Here is a 16,471-nt window from a genome sequence, read left to right on the forward strand (position 1 = left end):
CTCGTGAGCACGTTGCGCGGCCGCGGGGTTGTGGCGCCCATCCTGATGCTGACCGCGCTCGGCAGCCTCCGGGACAAAGTCGATGGCTTGGATGCGGGAGCGAACGACTACCTGGTCAAGCCCTTCGAGTTCGACGAACTGCTCGCACGGCTGCGCGCGCTCACCCGCACGTTCACCGGCGAAGGCAGGGAGCTGCCGATCGGCGAGTGGCGATTCCTTCCCGAGAGCCGGGCCGTGTATTCGCCGTACGAGGGACGCATCCTGCTCACCGACCGCGAGAACGCACTGCTCCGGCTGCTGGCCGAGAACCCGCTGCGCACGTTCTCGCGCCGCCAGATCCTGGACGCGGTGTTCGAGTCCGACGAGCAGCCGGGAACCGTGGACACCTACGTGCACTACCTGCGCCGCAAGACCGATCCGCTTATCGTGTCGACCGTGCGGGGCGCGGGCTACCGATTGGGCCAGCCGTGAGAAAAGGCAACGACACCACCGATCCGTTCGAAGTGCGGCGGGCATCGCGCGCGGTGGCATTGCAGATCACCATCGCCTCCGGCGCCCTCGTCGTCGCCGCGATCGGTGTGGCGTTCTTCTTCGTCCTCGACCAACTGCGTCCCGCCGAAGTGAATGAACCCCCGCAGCCCGGCGAGCACAAGATCTACGTCGACACGACGGCCGCCCTGATCGCCTTCGCCGTCGTCGGGGTTCTGGCCATCCTGATCGCCGGAGTTCTCAGCATCCTCCTCACGCGCCGGGCCGTCCGTCCCCTCGGCGAAGCACTGGAGCTGCAGCGTAATTTCATCGCCGACGCGAGCCACGAGCTGCGCACACCGCTCGCGGTGCTCGACGCCCGCCTGCAGGTCCTTCAGCGGGGCTTGGCGCGGGAGGACCCTTCCGCGGCATCGATCGCGGAACTCCGCAAAGACACCAGGACCCTGATCGATGTGGTCAACGACCTCTTGCTAGCAGCGGGACCGGAGCGGGAAGCACCCTTCGATCCGTCCCCGTTCTGGGAGCCGGTCGAGAAGGCCGTTCAGTCACTGCAGGTCCTCGCGCGCGACAACGACACAGCGCTGCGCTTCGAGAAGCGTGACGATGTGTCGACGACCGTCCCGCCGACCAGCATCCAGCGGTGCGCCATCGCTCTCATCGACAACGCGCTCGCTCACTCGCCCAGCGGGTCCAGCGCGACCGTCGCCGTTCGGCGCGACGGAAAGGATGCCGTGCTCACGGTCACCGACGAGGGCGCGGGAATCACCGGAATCGAACCGGCCCGGATCTTCGACCGGTTCGCCCGCAGCGAATCGACGTCGACCGGTCATACACGCGCGGGCTTCGGAATCGGGCTGGCACTCGTTCGCGAGATCGCCGTGCGGTACGGCGGCACCGTCACTGTCGCGTCCACCGGCTCAGCCGGCACGAGCATCGAAATGCGGGTCCCCTCCGCCTGAGCCGGAGGGACCCGCATCCCGAAACGCCGTCCGCGGGCTCAGAGGTCGAGGCTGGGCTCCCGCGACGCTATCGACGACTCCCGAACAGCGGTGCGATCCCGTCGCGACACGGTCAGGAAGACGACGAGCGCCAGGATGGCGAGGAGGAACAGAACGCTCGTGACGATGGTGCCCAGTCCCAGGCCGCCGTCGCTCGTGGGCTGGGCGAGGAAGTCCCCGAGGGATGCACCCAGCGGTCGCGTGAGCACATACGCGATCCAGAAGGAGATGATGGCTCCGAGGCGGAACACGAAGTGCGCCACCGCGACGACGGCGATCGCACCGGCGAACACTGCGACCGACGCCAAGTAGCCCAGGTTCAGCTGCTCGGCCAGGAAGTCGCCCGCAGCGGTGCCGAGCGCGAAGGTGAAAAGGATCGCCAGCCAGTAGAACGTCTCACGTCGACGGGTCACGATCTCGTGGATCGACAGCGTCCGCTCGACGGCGTACCAGACGGCGAAGGTCGCGATGAGTGCGACCGCGAAGACGGCGGTCGACACCGCCAGCGGCACGCCGAGCCCATCCGTCAGGTTGTCGGTGATCAGGGTGCCGACGACGCTGATCAGCACGACGGTCAGCCAGTAGATCGCCGGAACGTACCGGGTGGTCCGAAACTGCACGACCAGGACAACCAGGAACAGCACCGCCATGATGATCGAGGTCAGCTGGGTGCCCAAATGCAGGTTGGTGGCCAGCAGATCAGCGGCGGTCTCGCCGACGGTGGTGGCCAGGACCTTGATGATCCAGAAGGTCGCGGTCGGCTCCGGGACCTTGTTACCGGCAAGCGCGAGACGGTTCGGCTCGGTCATGTGTTCTCCTTCGTGCGATCGGGTCGGACGCATCGAAGGCTAGGGTGCTGGCTCTCAGGTACCGCTAAGAATCCGCGCGGGCTCGACGGCGCAGGGCGAACACCCGCACCAGCACCGGGACGACCGAGATCACGACGATGCCGATCAGTATCAGATCCAGGTAGGAGGAGACGAAGTCGGCGACGCCGGGGATGTGCCCGAGCCCGTAGCCGAGCATGATCACCGCGGTCGCCCAGACGGCGGCACCGGCCACGTTGAAGACGGTGAACAGAGGCCAGCGCATCTTTCCGACACCGGCGGCGACGGGCGCGAAGGTCCGCACCACCGGCACGAAACGTGCCACCATCACGGCCGCTCCACCGAAACGGTCGAAGAAGTGCTGCGTCCGATCAACGCTTGACCGGCTGAAGAATCCGGACTCCTTGCGTTCGAATACGCGCGGACCGGTACGGCGCCCGATGACATAGCCGACCTGGTCGCCGAGCGCTGCCGCCACGATGACCGCCAGAATGATCACCCACAGCGGTTCCGTGAATCGGCCAGTCAGGGCAAGCACGCCGGTGAAAAAGAGCAACGTGTCTCCCGGGAGGAAGAAGCCGACCAGGAGCCCGGTTTCGATGAACGCGATCGCGCACACCCCCAGAAGCGCCCACGGGCCTGCGGCTTGGATGATCCCTTGCGGATCGAGCAATCCGAGATGTGCGGTCATGGTGTCCTTTCGTAGAGGGCGATCAGGCCCCGGTGAGTGTGTATCGGCGCCGCAGTTTGCTCGAACCCGAGCTGGCTGAGGTCGCGCTGTCCGTAGGTATCGGCTTGATGAGGCGACGCCGCGTATTCGATCAGCCAGACACGATCGACACCCGCGAAGCGTCCGTGCGCTGCCGCGTCCCGAACCGTGTATGCAATGTCGTGCCAGGTCAGGGCTTTCTGGAACGGCGTCCGCACGGTGACATCCCGGAGGCCGTGGAAGCCAACCGGATAGCCGTGCATCGCCAGCCGAGGGCGCCGTGAAGGGCGGGTCGACTCATCGAACACGACGGCGTCACCTGGCCGGGCATTGTGGCCGATCGCTGCCGAGATCTGCGACCAGTCCGACTGGTTCTTGGCGTAGGGAGTGCGTTGCGCAACGTACACCGGCGCTGCGAGCAGCACCACCAGCAGGCCTGCTGCCACTCCGAGCCACCGGCGAACCCGGAGGAACTCGTCGATTCCGCATGCGATCAGGGCGGCGGCAGCCGGAGCACAGAACGAAACGTAGCGAGCCGTGAAGTCGGGCACGAACCCGTGCACGGCGATTAGCAGCAGGGTTGGGACGAGCAGCCAGGCCAACGACAGGAAGACCAGGGTCGGTATGCGCCGTCCCGACAAGAACAGGACCCCTCCGCCGACCGCCTGCGAGATCTGCACGCGGCGTCTCGCCTCGCCCCAGACGGCGACGCCGATCATCAGCCACGCAACCGCGGCGAACATCCAACCGCCAAACCACAGCCCGCTGTACAACGTGGATGGCGAGAGCTGCTGTGTCACGCCCAAATACGAGATCTGGGCGCGCTCCATAATCGCCACAACCACCAATGGCGACGCCGCGGCAAGACCCCCCACAGTTGCAATCACCCATCCAAGGACCGTGCGCCGTGACACCCGCGACGCGATCACCACAATCAGGTGCACCACAGCAAACAAGGCAATGTACAGAAAGAGAAAGATGCCCACCGCGAGCATCACACCGTACAGGACCCAGAGCAGGTTGCTGGTGTGATCACGGGAGAGCGCGACAATGAGTATCAGCGTCAGCCAGGCGACCACCGCGGCCGACAATGCGTACGACCGCGCTTCTTCGCCCATGTAGGTGATGCGCGGGAGGATCACGCAGACAAGCCCGGCGAGAACCGCGACACGACGGGATCGCAATCGATCAGTGAGGAGCACGACCGCGGCGGTCGCAACCCCGACCGCCAGGGCACTCGGGAGGCGCACAATGAACGGGCTGAACCCGAACGCGGCGCCCCACGCATGCAATCCCAAATAGTAAGTCCCGTGTACCGCGTCCACGTGCCCGAGCATGAGCAACAGCGACCCCACTGGGCGTTGAGCCGACATCACACTGGTCACTTCGTCGCCCCACAGCGACGGAATCCATGATCCGAGCATGGAGCTGACGGATGCGAGCGCGCCGAGCAATAGCGCGAGCAGGGCGGCGGAGTCACGGCGAAGAACACGCCTCTCCGGCAACGGCCGCGTCACTGTGACAGACAAGGCGGCACCGTCCTTCCGAATCAGTAGCCAACGCCAGTCAAGCCCGGCGGCCCTAAGAAAGTTCCAAGCGGTCGATTCCGGAATGCCTTAGAAGCTTCTGAGACCTTCACCTGCACACTGGTCGAGTGCGAATCCTCGTCATTCTGCTCGCAGCGGTCGCGGCGATCGTCGCCGTCGTCTTGATGCTCGTCAGAGCATCAGATCTAGCGGACGCGCGCGATGAGGCCGACGGAGCCCCTGACATCCTCTGACGCCGCAAAACGCTGGGGGCCTACCGCACGCATAATCCGGTCCGCGAGGACGACCGCAGCCGTCGCGTACAGCAGGCTGGCCAGGACGTCAGTCAAGTTGTGCACGCCGACATACATCCGGGCGAACGCCGTCAGCAGCGGAACACTGATGGCGACGACAACCAAGGCCGCTCGCAGCCTCCCGCGCCCCCAAATCACGAGCAGGGCCAGGCAAAAGGCGGTGGCCAGAGCCGTGTGCCCGCTCGGATAGCTATACCCCGTCGCTGTGAGCAGATGATGCGGGAGATTAGTGCTGAACGGACGCGGTCGCTGAACCAGCGCCTTGATCAAGCTGCTGCCAAGCCACGGGACGATCACCAAGATTGCCAGCCGCAGCGCCGGCCACACAGACCTTCGAGCTACTCCCGTCGCCACCGCAGCAGCCCCGATCACCACGGCCGCAACCAGTGGCGAAAACAACCAGGTCAGCCCGAGAGACAGTGCAACGAGGATCGGGCTTTGCACAGACTCCAAGCTGTGCAACACGGAGAGGTCCCACCGGGTCACGCCCGGTGACGCGGCGATCAGCCACCCCGCGACCAGCACAGCCACGATCACCAGGGCCGGAATCCCGAACCAGAACGCCGCCGCAACCGCTCGACGTGTCTTGGCTTGCCCAGAACTCATCGGATCCTCCGCATTCCCACGTGAACGAAGATCACGTTGAAGCCGATGCGTCAGTTCGCGTGGCCCTGCTGCCGGACGCCCCAGCAACAAGTGATCGGGCCGGCACCGGGCCGATCCGCCGCAGGAACGGCAACCAGCGCAGGACGGTCAGCCCAAACCGGGACCAAAGGCCGCAATAGAACGAGATCGCCACAGCGGCCACCAGCGCCGAACCCAAAACGTCGGTGAGATAGTGGGCTCCGACATACATCCGCGAGACGGCGACCACCAGCGCGAACAGCGACCCGAGCACCACGGTCAGGGTGAACCAGCGCGTGTGGCGGGAGAGCAGGACAGCCGCGATCGCGTACGACACAGCGAAGGTGGTGTGGCCGCTGGGGAAACTGTCATGTCCGGTCTCGGCCAGCAGCGGGTGCAACATCAGGTGGCCATTCGGGCGCGGCATCGAGACGGCCGCCTTGAACACCTCACAAGTGAGGTAGCCGAAGGCGGCAACAGAGGTGAAGGCGAAGGCGTTCACCGGGGAGCGTCGCACGACGAGCAGCAAAACCAACGAGATCGCCAGTATCGCCACGCAGCCTGCGGGAGAGAAGAGTGTCTCGATCACGAGCGCGATGCCGCTGGGGAAACCGCTTTGATGGTAGGTCAGCCAAATGTCAACATCAACTTCAGCAGCGGCGATCCCAGGAACGAAGCGAGCCAGCAACCCTAGAAGCAGCACAACCACGGCACCCAAGGCCGGCAAAAGGATCCAGTGTCGAGGGTGCGGAAGCGCCGCCATCCTGATGCCTGGGTCGGGTGGCGCCGCGAAGAAGGACGCGGTCTCGGGGATGGAGCTCATCCTCGAAAGGCTACGAGAACCAACCAAATGAATCGCTAAGAATCCACCACTCAGGGGTGGGTGTCGGCTCTGGAGTTCCGAGGGGCCGAAGGCTTTGGCCGCAGCTCTGACGGCTACACACGTTCGCAGGCCTGTGTCTTTGAAGAATCCGGCCGTTCGCATCATAGGTCGACTGCCGATAAGGAGACCTTATGACAGTTTGTGCATCTACTGATCGTTTCCTGAGTCCCTTTCGGTGGTCGTAAAGACGCCTTCCGCGTCCACGCGGTAGCTAAGACGCTCGAAGTCAGGTACGGAGTCACGAAGCCCCCACGAGTGGCCCCACTCTCGCACTGCGGCACCGTCCTGATCGACTTTTCGCGCCGCGACCATCCGAACAATTGCCAGCATCGCGGGTACGAGCGCTTGAAGCTGGACCGGGTCCGGTGGCTCGTTCTCGGCATGCTTCACGGATGTGTAGGTCCGGCTGATTGCGCGTGCCAACCCCTCGGGTGCGTCCGCTAGGAAGCTCCAATCGGCGTCGGTCAGTCTGAGGGCGCGGTATACGGAGATTGCGAACGTGTGGCCTTTGGAGTCCGGGGACACTGCCCGCTCACCTTCGACCCTTTCAGCGGTCTTTCCCCACGCATCGAGAAACCGGCCAGTGGCGAGAACCATGTCGTCGTAGAACGGCTTAGGTCGCATCAACGTGGTAACGACCGGCTCGATCATCCGAGAGAACGCCGCGTCGTCCCACACTTGCGCCCAGCGTGTGATCCCTTCGGGACCAATCTGCGGAAGTCTGAGCACCGGCCAGAACAGCCGACGCTCAGCGGGTACGGGCGCAGAAAGCTCTCGGAGTGTGCTTCGAGAGATGAAACTCACTGGCGGCGCAAATATCTCCGGCTTCTCCCCGGGAATGGTGCCCGGCAGGTAGTGGAGGCTTCTAACCTCGTGTCGACGGAAGCTGACCGGTGCTCCGAACATGAGCACCAGCAGTTCTCGCACCTTGCGGTGTTCAGCTAGGTGCGCGGCGGCATCCCTGGGCTCGGGAAACGCACTCACGAGTTGAGCATTGTCTTCTAGGGACCACGAGTGGTTGTGGTTCGTCGTCGACGATCGCCACCCCATTTTGAGTCTCATGACGGCATCCCCCTGCTGCCAGGTAACCTCCGGTACTTCGGTGGTTGAGACGCCCATCCCTTTAGTGAATCCCCGGTCGTCGTATTCGACCTCTCGGCTTATCGATGAAGGTGTGCCCCACCAGCGATCCAGGCCGTCTATCTCGCTGGCCAGCTCGTCGTACATCAGCGGATCCTCGACGCCGCGCCGAGTAGTGGCAAACACTGCCTCGTCGCTGCGCATTCTCGCGGTCACGACTTCGCCATTCGAGCTGTGTGAAATCTTGTGGATGCCGGCGAGCGTGACATTGCCGGAGTTGGTTTGAAATACAGCCTGGGTCGGGTACTTCCCGCCCTGGTGAACCCACCGCGGTGCGTTCGGTTCGTCGTCTAACCATCCGGTATCGGGATAGCTGACCTCGAAGGTTGCGCCCAGCTCGGCGTCAAAAGTCAAGGTCGCCGGTGCCTGCACAAGCTCGCCCTTGTCTTCGGAGGCGACGACTCCAGAGAATGACTCCCCCGGTGCAAACTCAAGGCTCATTGCATCATGATGCCCGGTCTCGACCCCTACGGGTCCGAGATTCGGATATCAGGTGCTTACGGACGGCTCTCCAAGTACTGCCAGACGCGCTCTCGCGTCTCGATGTTGCGGAGCGCCTGATCGGCTTCTTCGAGCGTCATTCGTCGACCCTGCTCGCCGTGCACCGCGTCCGCTACGACCGTGCGGAAATCGCGGACAGCCCAGCGTCGGCGCTCGTCGGCGCTGCCGATCCTTCGCCGCTCCAATGGCCGTTCCTCCAAATAGCCGATGATGTTGACCGTCTCGCTGCTCAGACCGTCGAGAAGGTAGAAGGGGTCGGTCATTGGTCGTCCTCCGTCCTGCCCGAGCTGGGTGACACGTACGTGTCAATCCGCTCGAGCTAGCTGTCCTGTTCTGGGTCGATGAAGCGCACCCGTTGCTTGGCCGCCTGCTGCCGCTTCCAGCGGGCGTGCGCCTGGCTGCGGGCAACCGCAGCTCGATAGGCGCGGCGTGCGCCGTTGACGGCTGCGACGGCGGCCAGGGCGATGGATGCGCCGATCGTGTAGCTCACGAGCGAGACGCCGCCGCTGTGGCCGAGCCAGTCGGCGGCACGCGCGACGAAAAGGCCGGCGAGCAGGATGCCGATTCCGACGAGCAGCCAGACAAGCGCGCCGGATGTTGCGCGGCCGCTCACTGCGGGCTCCCGACGTATGCGCCTTTGGCGTTGAGGAAGTCGATGTGTAGATGGTTGCCGGTGTCGTCGATCTGCCCGAAGTTGGTCGTGGCGATCGTGACGCCGGCAGCTGCGCGAATGTCCTTCTGCCCGACTCGTGAGCCCTTGGGGACGATCGGGTCGAGCATTCCGATTAGGCGCAGCGAGTATCCATCGGCGCCGGTCAGCGGGGTGCCGTTGAGCATGTAAAAGTCGACGGCGTGGCCGCCGCCGTCCTTGTAGTGGGCGGACTCGGTGCCGGCTCCTTCGATCTGGCCGGTGCATTTGCGGTTGATATCGGAGACGCCGACCGACTGGAAGTTGCGGACGGCGAGCACGATGGTCTGCAAGACGCGGGTGTCGATTCCGCAGTCTGGGACGGTCTTTCCCTGAGCGATCCAGCGGATCTCTTTGATGTGGTCGGGGACCAGGCCGCGCAGCTGGCCTGCGCCAGCGGCCTTGACGAGTTCCTGGGCGAGTCCAACCTGGTCGCCTCCGACAGCGCAGCCAGGTGTGCCGCCACCGTTGCTGGTGAGCGCCTGCACGACCTGTGCGGCCGCGGGATAGAACTTCGTGTAGTGGTTGGGGTCGGCGTTCACCTGCACGGTGTGCGCGGCCATTGTCGGGGTCATGGCCTGCCAGCCGGGCACCTGCATGAGTCGTTGGAAGAACAGCACCGCCGATTTGGTGGGGTCCATCCGATCCGCGAGGCTCCCCCAGCTGTCGCGCTGTTGGAACAGCCCGCGTGAGTCGGGGCCGGCCTGATCGCCGTGGTCGAGCACCCGGAGGCCGGATTCCCCCATCGCGGTCATCACGCCGATGACCTGGGCTTGTCCGTCGAGCCCGAGTCCGGTTGCGGCGTTCATGATCGCCGCAGCGTTGGCCAGCTGGTCGCCGGAGTAGCCGGCGATCGGCTGGCTGCTCGTCGCGGTGGTCGCGTCGACCTGGCCGCCGCCGCATCCGCTGGCCTGCGCGCCGGACATGAACACACCACTGCCGAACATCACCAGGACGGTGATGCCGGCAGCGGTGATGCCCTTCCAGCCCATCTACGCGCTCCGCAGCACCGCGGCCGCGGCACCTTCCATGCCCTCGTCGGTGTTGGTCATCTGGACCTCCCAGTCCGAGCGGATGTGCCGCACGAGCGTTTCGACGTGGGTGCCGTACTTGAAGTAGTGGTGGCCGTCACTCAGCTGCGTAATGTCATGCGCCCGCTCGGGTGAGAAGTTGAACGTCTGCTGGCACCACAGGGCATCCTCATACCGACTTTGCCGGTACACGTAAACCGACTGGGCCTCCTGCACCATCGCCATGCCGGGCGAGTTCGCCGGAATGTCGGTGCCCTTGTGAAAGACGAACACGTTGGAGAGCCCGAGCCCACGCGAAAGTTTCTGGTTCGCGCGAGCGAGTGACGCCGAGGGACCGGCCGCGATGTGCCAGCCTTCCTCGTACACGCACGTCGTGTGCCAGCCGCGATCGTTGCGGAGTCGGCCGAGCAGCCACATGTGCCCGATCGCCATAACGATCGGGACGGACGGCCCGTCGTCGGGCAGCTGCGAAATGTCCCAGCTGGTGAGCTTATGCGCGAGGTCGACCGACTGAGACGTTTCGCCGTCGAGCAAGCCGGCGTAGTCATCTAAGAGCGTGTTGAGCGTGAACTGCACCGAGAGGCCGGCCTGGTGCAGCTTGTCGCGCGCCTGAGCCGAGTGCTGCGCATAGTCGCTGTCGGCAGTCGTCGACGCGAGCGCCGGCAGCACATCGGCCAGGGTCGGCACCCTGCTGTCCTCGAAGCGGCCCAGCGTCACCCTCAGCGCCGATCGAAGAGCCTCTTCCTCCCACTCGTTCAGTGGGGTGTCGTTGCGCGCGAGTCGAGTGACGACCTTCAGCAGCCGCAGCTGGCCCGCTGCGCCCGTGCCATGGCCGATCATCGGGTCCAGCAGATTCAGTCGCGTACCGCTGCCGTCATCGGCGAACTTGATCGGCTCCGCGCCAAACGCGCGCGCGAGCTCCGAGTACTCCCCCTCGCCTCCGCGATCCTTCTTGTCGAACACTGTGGCGCGGCGTTTGGCCATGATGAGGGGCCGCGCGACGCACGCGGTCTTGACGAAACTCGATTTGCTGGAGCCGACGTCGCCCATCACGACGACGTTCGGGCTCGACACCAACCGCGGCCGCGAGTTGTAGGCGGTCACCGGGTCGTGTGCGATCGACGTCTTGGAGAGGACGTCGCGGCCGGTGACGATGCCGCTGGTGCCGGTGGGTGCGCCGATGACGGCGGAGTTGAGGACTTCGGCCTGCCGGGTGGTCGACGGCGCACCGCGCAGCGCGGGGGCGTAGAAGCCGCGGCCGGCGCGGCCGCTGCGCGCGCGCAGCTGCGTGCCGGGGACGTTCCACGGCAGCAGCTCGTCCTTGCCCTCGGTGCGGCCGCTCTCGTCGACCTGTACTTCCTCGGGCGGGGCGAACTTCCGCAGCACCGGCAGCGACCACATACCGCTCTTGGTGCTCTCGGCCTTGTGCTCGCTCATAGCGCCTCCTTGTTGGTCTTGCCGGCCAGCTTCCGGTACACGCGGTTGGTGACGGAGGGCTTCTCGGTCTGGATACCTCGGCCGATCGGCCACGTCGTGCCGGACGCCGCCGATTGGTAGCTGTCCTGCCAGTCCAGGTGCTCGATGCCGAGCCCGTTCTCGCAGACTTCCTCTAGCTGACGAGACGCCATTTGCAGCCGGTCACGGCTTGTCTCGGTGATCGTGACGTAGCCGATCCAGCTGTCCCCGTGGTGGCGGGAGCCATACCCAAGATCGGCATTCCGTAGCTGCGCGGCGGTCTTGTTCACGTGGGTTTCGTCGTTCGCGAGGCGGCCCTTTTCGGCGTCGTTCATCTGCGCGGCTTGGTCGCGCACCAGGTCGCGCCGGGCCGCAGCGCGTGCCTCGGATGCGGGGATCAGCTGGTGATGGAACGTCACCGTGCGGAGGAAGTGCAGCTCCGACCCAATCAGCAGGTCGAGCATCCACAGCTGTGACCGTTTGCCTACGGCGAGGTTCTCGGCCTTGATCGCGGCGGTGCGGTGCCACCACTCAACTTCTTCGCCCGTCTCGGGATTGGTGGCCGTGACGATGTGTGCGGAGTATTCGTCGTGGGAGGCGACGCCCAGCTTGCCCGGATCGTCGACGGGCTGGTCGATCGGGTGAAACGGGTTCTGGCCGTGAACGACGTGCGCGCCGGTCTGCCGTGCGGTGAGCACGGCAACGTCTCCCAAGCGAGCAGCGCGGAGCCCGCGTTCCGCGGACTCGATTTCGCGGTGCATCAGCGCGCGCCAGCCGTCCCGGCCTTCTCCGTATCCGCGGGCGACGTCGACGAATTCGGCGTCGATCGGCCAGCACGCTGTGATCGTGTGCCGCTGCACCATTGCGTCGCGGCCGGTCGTGCGCAGCACATCGCCGTAGGAGAGCACGGCGGGGTGGTTGGTCGGGATCGTCGGGTCAAGGCTGACTTCGGCCCATGCCGCGTTGAATGCGTTGTCGGGCGGCAGTACTCGCGTGGTGACCTGCACGCGGCGCAGCAGGCTCGACGGTGCTGCGCGGGATGCCAGGAACTCCCCGAAAGCCTCGGCCGCTCGACGAGCGACCGAGTTGGGCTCCGCACCGCGCAGCTGCCCGGTGACGGTAAACACGACCGATAGATAGGGCTTCTCCCCCATCGGGGCGTGCCAGGCGATTCCCGGCTCGCGCCGGCCCATCTGGAGCCACCCCATCCCGTCCGCGCCGTCCGGCATGGTCCGCATTGCCGCAAGCTCGCGTGCGGCCGTCCAGCGGTCCTCCTTGCTGGCGGTCTTGTCCTGGCTGAGCTGGGTCAGCTGGTCCCACTGTGCGACGTCGAACGGCGTGTAACGGTCGATGCCGGCGCGGCGGCGGTCCTTCCAGCGCACGCGACGTTCGCGGCGATCGAGGATCGATCCGCGATGGGTGCGAGCGGTGACCAGGAACACGAGCAGTGCGGCAATGACTGCCACAACGACGGCGGTCGCACCGAAGAACGGTGCCCCGACCACCAGGCCAACCCCGCACAGCGCGAGCAGCACGTTTCGCGGGCCTTTGCCCGACCCTCCGAAGAATGAGCGGTGGCCGGCTTCGCCGCCCAGCTGCCTCTCTACCATCGTGTTCTGCGCTGCGTTGCTCACTGTGCCCCCTCGTCCGAATCGGCCGCGTCAGCGGCCATAGCGCCCGCCTCCTGCGCCTTGTCGACGGCCGCCTGCCCGGCTGCCATAGCGCCGGCCGCGATGAGCGTAGGAACCCCGATCGCTGCACCGACGCCGGTAGCGGACTCGGCCGCGCCAGCGGCTGCCAGTCCCCCAGCGCCGGCACCAGCTGCGCCGGCCCCCGCACCTGCACCGGCCGCGCCAGCTTCCGCGCCCGCGCCGGCTTCCATGCCAAAGCTCTTACCGGCTTTGGCTCCTGCCCCGGCGAAATCGCCTAGGCCGCCACTGCCCTTCGCAGCTGGCGCGTCCTCGGCCGGCGACGGTGCGTTGGCAGAGTCCGTCGATTTGCCGCCCTGTCGAGCATCTGGGGCGTACTTCTGCGTGGCGTCTTGCATGTTGTTGGAGCCCCACTGGCCCGGCTGGATGCTCGGTCCGTTGCTTCCACCGAATGATGCCGGGATGACCGGCGCGAACTTCATCAGCAGCATGGGGCTGAGAGTGGCAATGAGCATCGCGAGCACACCGGAAATGAGCAGCGCGAGGCGCTGAACGTTCAGGTGATCCCCGAATGTCTCAACTCCGGCTCCGATCCAGTGGAACGTGACGCCGAGCATGAAGAACAGCAGCGGATGGGCGAGCATCACGCCGATGAACAGGCCGACGAGTCGCCAGCCTGTCTTGCGTCGCTGCGGGTCGATGATCCAGACGTAGCCGAGCGGGAACAGCACGCCGGCGAAGTAGAGAACGACCAGCAGCACGAGCATGACCGCGATCGCCATGAGTAGCGAAATCCAAGCGCAGAACATCAGGAACGCCGCAACGGGTGCGCCGCCGGCGATACCGGCCGCGTCGCCCTGATCGAGCATCTTCGTAAACGACGCCACCAGGTTGTCGTTGGTATCGAAGAAGGCCCAGCGGGTCAGTGATGTGCTCAAGGCGTGCACCACGTTCACCAAGAACGAGCCGAGCAACGGGCCGAACATGGCCCCGATGATGAACAGGGGCCCATAGAACGCCAGCGACTCCCCCAGCTCACGACCCGACTGCGTTCCCCGAGCGACCCGGACGAATTGCGGAAGCAGGGTGAAAACGAGCACGAGGATCGCGAGGCCGAACGACACCTTGTAGGCGTTAATGAACCAATCCATCGTGAGGTCTGGCATCGTCGCCTGCGTGACAACGGGCAGCACATCCCGCGACAGCGAGACGGCAGAGTCGCGGAACGACTTGTACATGTTGCCGAACGGGTCGGAGAAGAAATTTGCGGTCTGCACGGCCCCGCCGATTGCATCCCCGATGCCTCCGATAGCGTCGCCGATCGGGTTTCCGCTGCCTTCTGCGCCGAACATGTCAGCAGCCCCCACTGAATGCTGTGCCGATCGCGAACAGGTCTTGCGTCGTTCGCGTCCCCTTGGACTCGACGACGTGCCACGCTCCGTGCTCCCACTGAGCGGTCACCGTGATGGACTCACGCAAGGTCGCGCTTAAGGCGCCGTCCGTCACCAGGCCGCCACCGACCGAGACTGACACCTTGTTGGGTGCAGCCGATTCGATGTAATAGACCCCTGGCACCGTCGAGACGTAGAACGGCTGGCTATCCGGCACGAGCCCACCGGATAGGTTGGGCGAACCGGCAAGGAAGTCGATCACCTTCTTGGGGTCAGCGTCTGCCGAGTAGATCCGTTGCGCCACTGCCTGCACGTCGGACGCGGGCGGCGTGGGGTACTGGTACAGCCAGCGAACGAACGCCGCCGCAAAGCTAGCCGCGCCGTTCTCCGTATGGGGAGCGGCCTTCTGAGCCGCAACGAGCATGGCTGCGTCTCGCTCGCGTCCGCCGATGCATCCGCTGACCGCCGCGCCCGGTGCATCAGTGCTGATTTCCGTAGGCGTCGGCGCGGTGGTCGCCGGGACGGCCCTGTCGTCGCCACCCCGCGGTGCGGTCAGAGCGAACACGACCACCAGGATGACAAGGAGCGCCAGGGCGCCGACGATCCACGGCCAGCGAGGCCGTGTCCGGACAGGGCGTGGTGCGTCGGTCATGTGCTTACCCCGCAATGGCGAGAATGCCGCCGACGATCACGGCCAGCGCAGCGAGGCAGGCGAGCGCGATACCGGCCCAGATTGCCTTGGTGCGTGCTGACTTGTAGGCCATGGCGTTGCCGCCGCCCTCGGACGATCCGGCCATGCCGGTGAGGCCGATCGCGAGGAACGCAATCGAGATGATGATGCAGATTCCCCAGATGCCGGCGATGAGCTTCTTCCAGAGCGCATTGAACTGGACGCCGAACACGGAGAAGTCGGGAAGGACGCCGTTTAGCGGGTTGTCGATCGCGTGGACGATCAGGTGGTGAGCGATTTCGTGCATTGTGGTTTCTCCTTCTGGCCTAGCGGGCGGTTGATTTGAGCGCCCGCACGACGCCAGCTGTCGCGGCGGTGAAGGCGGCACGGGTGGCCGGCGCGAGCCGGTCAAGAGTGATCTGCCCGCGCTCGGCAATGTGCTCGTCGTAGGGCACGTGGTAGACGGCGCGCACGCGCATCCCGTCGATGATCCGGTTCACTCGCTCGATGACCTGCGGGTGCTCCGGCCGGCCGTCGGTGAGGCGAATCACGATCGCGTTGTCCGCCAGCTGCGCGGCGTGGCCGCCTTGGGCCCGAAGCTCCTCGATCATGGCGACCGCCTCGAGTACGGCATCCCCAGCGTTGAGTACGGGGATCACGAGCGCGTCGGCGGTTTCCACCGCGCCCTCGAAAGCGCTGGATGACGGCTGGTTGCCGGAGTCCATGACGCGGATCGAATAGAACTCGTCGATCACGCCTGCGGCGGCCACCACATCGTCACGGCTGAGGCGAGCACGTCGGCCTACCGTGCCGATGACGGAGGCGAATGAGGTCTGCGGGGCGGTGTAGCCGGCCAGCTGGCCGGCGTTGGTGATCTTCTGCACGTCCCGCACCAGCTCACCGATGCCCAGCGACGGGTTACCCTCGGCGCGGAAGGTCAGCGCCCCCGGGTCGTCGGAGACCTCCATCACGGCCACGGAGCCCCCGCGCACTGCCGCAAGCACTCCCCCGACGATCAGCGATACCGGCGTCTTGCCGGTGCCGCCCTTCTTGTTGCCCACGAGGATCGCCTGCGGGCCTGTCCACGTCGCCTGACGAATGACTTCCTCGTCCCGGCGCAGAGACTCGGCGGCGTCCAGCGCCGCACGCTCACGCGCTCCCGGCTCCATCTTGATTCCAAGCTTGCCGAGCAAGCCCCGAACACCCTGCGTCGCGGTCGCTGGCTTCTGCACGGTGCTAGCGATACTGAGGTCCGCCACCGGGTCCAGGAAGATCGTTTCAGGGATCTCCGTGTGCGGACCAGTCGGAGGCGCAGCCGGGATCGGCGGAAGCTCCGCCACAGGCGCGGCCGGCTCTGCATGAGTCGCCAGCTCGGGCGGCACTTGGATCAGCTCATCCTTCTCTGCGAGCTGCCCCAACACCTCGTCGACCTGGGCGCGGCTACTGGTGTGCTCGGACTCGACGTATCGAGCGGCGCGCCCAGCGCCCGCGAAAATGTCACCTGTTTGCTGCTCGTTATCTGTCATCTGCTCCGTCTCCCCTAGTGATTGAGTTAGCGTGCTGCGCCTTCTCGCCG

Annotated in this window: 17 protein-coding genes; 2 read left to right on the forward strand and 15 right to left on the reverse strand. The window is 65.6% G+C overall.

The features are described from left to right. Both ACN6M5_RS19040 and ACN6M5_RS19045 read left to right on the forward strand, forming a co-directional pair. Nucleotides 1-471 (forward strand): response regulator transcription factor (locus ACN6M5_RS19040; protein WP_434952470.1); only part of this gene is annotated, 471 nt, incomplete at its 5' end. After that, nucleotides 468-1,448: a sensor histidine kinase gene (locus ACN6M5_RS19045; RefSeq protein ID WP_434952472.1), complete on the forward strand. Its 981-nt coding sequence runs from the start codon at nucleotides 468-470 to the stop codon at nucleotides 1,446-1,448. The genes ACN6M5_RS19040 and ACN6M5_RS19045, both read left to right, overlap by 4 nt. Before the next feature lie 38 nt (nucleotides 1,449-1,486). Here ACN6M5_RS19045 and ACN6M5_RS19050 read toward each other — a convergent pair whose 3' ends face one another. From ACN6M5_RS19050 to ACN6M5_RS19120, 15 genes are all read right to left on the reverse strand, one after another. Continuing rightward, nucleotides 1,487-2,296 carry a COG4705 family protein gene (locus tag ACN6M5_RS19050; RefSeq protein WP_434952474.1) on the reverse strand — a complete coding sequence of 270 codons (810 nt, stop codon included), beginning with the start codon at nucleotides 2,294-2,296 and terminating at the stop codon, nucleotides 1,487-1,489. 64 nt (nucleotides 2,297-2,360) lie between these two features. After that, nucleotides 2,361-3,005: a DedA family protein gene (locus tag ACN6M5_RS19055; protein WP_434952476.1), complete on the reverse strand. Its 645-nt coding sequence runs from the start codon at nucleotides 3,003-3,005 to the stop codon at nucleotides 2,361-2,363. Then, nucleotides 3,002-4,552: a glycosyltransferase family 39 protein gene (locus tag ACN6M5_RS19060; RefSeq protein ID WP_434952478.1), complete on the reverse strand. Its 1,551-nt coding sequence runs from the start codon at nucleotides 4,550-4,552 to the stop codon at nucleotides 3,002-3,004. Before ACN6M5_RS19060 ends, ACN6M5_RS19055 begins: the two co-directional genes overlap by 4 nt. A 203-nt stretch (nucleotides 4,553-4,755) precedes the next feature. Continuing rightward, nucleotides 4,756-5,469 (reverse strand): phosphatase PAP2 family protein, encoded by a 714-nt coding sequence (locus ACN6M5_RS19065; RefSeq protein WP_434952480.1) that lies wholly within the window; start codon nucleotides 5,467-5,469, stop codon nucleotides 4,756-4,758. A gap of 31 nt (nucleotides 5,470-5,500) precedes the next feature. Beyond that, a complete protein-coding gene (locus ACN6M5_RS19070; RefSeq protein WP_434952482.1) occupies nucleotides 5,501-6,310 on the reverse strand; it encodes a phosphatase PAP2 family protein in 810 nt (269 codons plus the stop codon). Between the two features lie 207 nt (nucleotides 6,311-6,517). Continuing rightward, nucleotides 6,518-7,951, reverse strand: a complete 1,434-nt coding sequence (locus tag ACN6M5_RS19075) for an ApeA N-terminal domain 1-containing protein (RefSeq protein ID WP_434952484.1) — start codon at nucleotides 7,949-7,951, stop codon at nucleotides 6,518-6,520. Nucleotides 7,952-8,007: 56 nt separating this feature from the next. Continuing rightward, entirely contained in the window at nucleotides 8,008-8,274 is a 267-nt protein-coding gene (locus ACN6M5_RS19080; protein WP_434952486.1) for a hypothetical protein, read from the reverse strand. 56 nt (nucleotides 8,275-8,330) lie between these two features. Continuing rightward, entirely contained in the window at nucleotides 8,331-8,624 is a 294-nt protein-coding gene (locus ACN6M5_RS19085; RefSeq protein ID WP_434952488.1) for a hypothetical protein, read from the reverse strand. Continuing rightward, on the reverse strand, nucleotides 8,621-9,691 hold the full coding sequence (locus tag ACN6M5_RS19090; RefSeq protein ID WP_434952490.1) for a hypothetical protein: 1,071 nt from the start codon (nucleotides 9,689-9,691) through the stop codon (nucleotides 8,621-8,623). The genes ACN6M5_RS19085 and ACN6M5_RS19090 overlap by 4 nt, the downstream gene beginning before the upstream one ends. Beyond that, nucleotides 9,692-11,167, reverse strand: coding sequence for a putative type IV secretion/conjugal transfer ATPase (locus ACN6M5_RS19095; RefSeq protein ID WP_434952492.1), 1,476 nt, complete (start codon nucleotides 11,165-11,167; stop codon nucleotides 9,692-9,694). Continuing rightward, nucleotides 11,164-12,819, reverse strand: a complete 1,656-nt coding sequence (locus tag ACN6M5_RS19100) for an SCO6880 family protein (protein WP_434952494.1) — start codon at nucleotides 12,817-12,819, stop codon at nucleotides 11,164-11,166. Before ACN6M5_RS19100 ends, ACN6M5_RS19095 begins: the two co-directional genes overlap by 4 nt. After that, the gene (locus tag ACN6M5_RS19105) at nucleotides 12,816-14,186 is read right to left on the reverse strand and encodes a hypothetical protein (protein ID WP_434952496.1); all 1,371 of its coding nucleotides are present in this window, start codon (nucleotides 14,184-14,186) and stop codon (nucleotides 12,816-12,818) included. Before ACN6M5_RS19105 ends, ACN6M5_RS19100 begins: the two co-directional genes overlap by 4 nt. A 1-nt stretch (nucleotide 14,187) precedes the next feature. Further along, complete coding sequence (locus tag ACN6M5_RS19110) at nucleotides 14,188-14,877, reverse strand: hypothetical protein (RefSeq protein WP_434952498.1); 690 nt, start codon at nucleotides 14,875-14,877, stop codon at nucleotides 14,188-14,190. Between the two features lie 4 nt (nucleotides 14,878-14,881). Beyond that, a complete protein-coding gene (locus tag ACN6M5_RS19115; protein ID WP_434952500.1) occupies nucleotides 14,882-15,202 on the reverse strand; it encodes a hypothetical protein in 321 nt (106 codons plus the stop codon). 19 nt (nucleotides 15,203-15,221) lie between these two features. Next, nucleotides 15,222-16,421: a MinD/ParA family ATP-binding protein gene (locus tag ACN6M5_RS19120; protein ID WP_434952502.1), complete on the reverse strand. Its 1,200-nt coding sequence runs from the start codon at nucleotides 16,419-16,421 to the stop codon at nucleotides 15,222-15,224. Between the last annotated feature and the right edge of the window lie 50 nt (nucleotides 16,422-16,471).

Source organism: Leifsonia araucanica, from assembly GCF_051161895.1.
GTDB lineage: Bacteria > Actinomycetota > Actinomycetes > Actinomycetales > Microbacteriaceae > Leifsonia.

Bases quoted from the DNA above. Each gene is read 5' to 3' on its own strand.
- ACN6M5_RS19055 (WP_434952476.1), bottom strand. From the start codon at position 3,005: ATGACCGCACATCTCGGATTGCTCGATCCGCAAGGGATCATCCAAGCC.
- ACN6M5_RS19070 (WP_434952482.1), bottom strand. From the start codon at position 6,310: ATGAGCTCCATCCCCGAGACCGCGTCCTTCTTCGCGGCGCCACCCGAC.
- ACN6M5_RS19050 (WP_434952474.1), bottom strand. From the start codon at position 2,296: ATGACCGAGCCGAACCGTCTCGCGCTTGCCGGTAACAAGGTCCCGGAG.
- ACN6M5_RS19120 (WP_434952502.1), bottom strand. From the start codon at position 16,421: ATGACAGATAACGAGCAGCAAACAGGTGACATTTTCGCGGGCGCTGGG.
- ACN6M5_RS19095 (WP_434952492.1), bottom strand. From the start codon at position 11,167: ATGAGCGAGCACAAGGCCGAGAGCACCAAGAGCGGTATGTGGTCGCTG.
- ACN6M5_RS19080 (WP_434952486.1), bottom strand. From the start codon at position 8,274: ATGACCGACCCCTTCTACCTTCTCGACGGTCTGAGCAGCGAGACGGTC.
- ACN6M5_RS19065 (WP_434952480.1), bottom strand. From the start codon at position 5,469: ATGAGTTCTGGGCAAGCCAAGACACGTCGAGCGGTTGCGGCGGCGTTC.
- ACN6M5_RS19110 (WP_434952498.1), bottom strand. From the start codon at position 14,877: ATGACCGACGCACCACGCCCTGTCCGGACACGGCCTCGCTGGCCGTGG.
- ACN6M5_RS19090 (WP_434952490.1), bottom strand. From the start codon at position 9,691: ATGGGCTGGAAGGGCATCACCGCTGCCGGCATCACCGTCCTGGTGATG.
- ACN6M5_RS19075 (WP_434952484.1), bottom strand. From the start codon at position 7,951: ATGAGCCTTGAGTTTGCACCGGGGGAGTCATTCTCTGGAGTCGTCGCC.
- ACN6M5_RS19115 (WP_434952500.1), bottom strand. From the start codon at position 15,202: ATGCACGAAATCGCTCACCACCTGATCGTCCACGCGATCGACAACCCG.
- ACN6M5_RS19105 (WP_434952496.1), bottom strand. From the start codon at position 14,186: ATGTTCGGCGCAGAAGGCAGCGGAAACCCGATCGGCGACGCTATCGGA.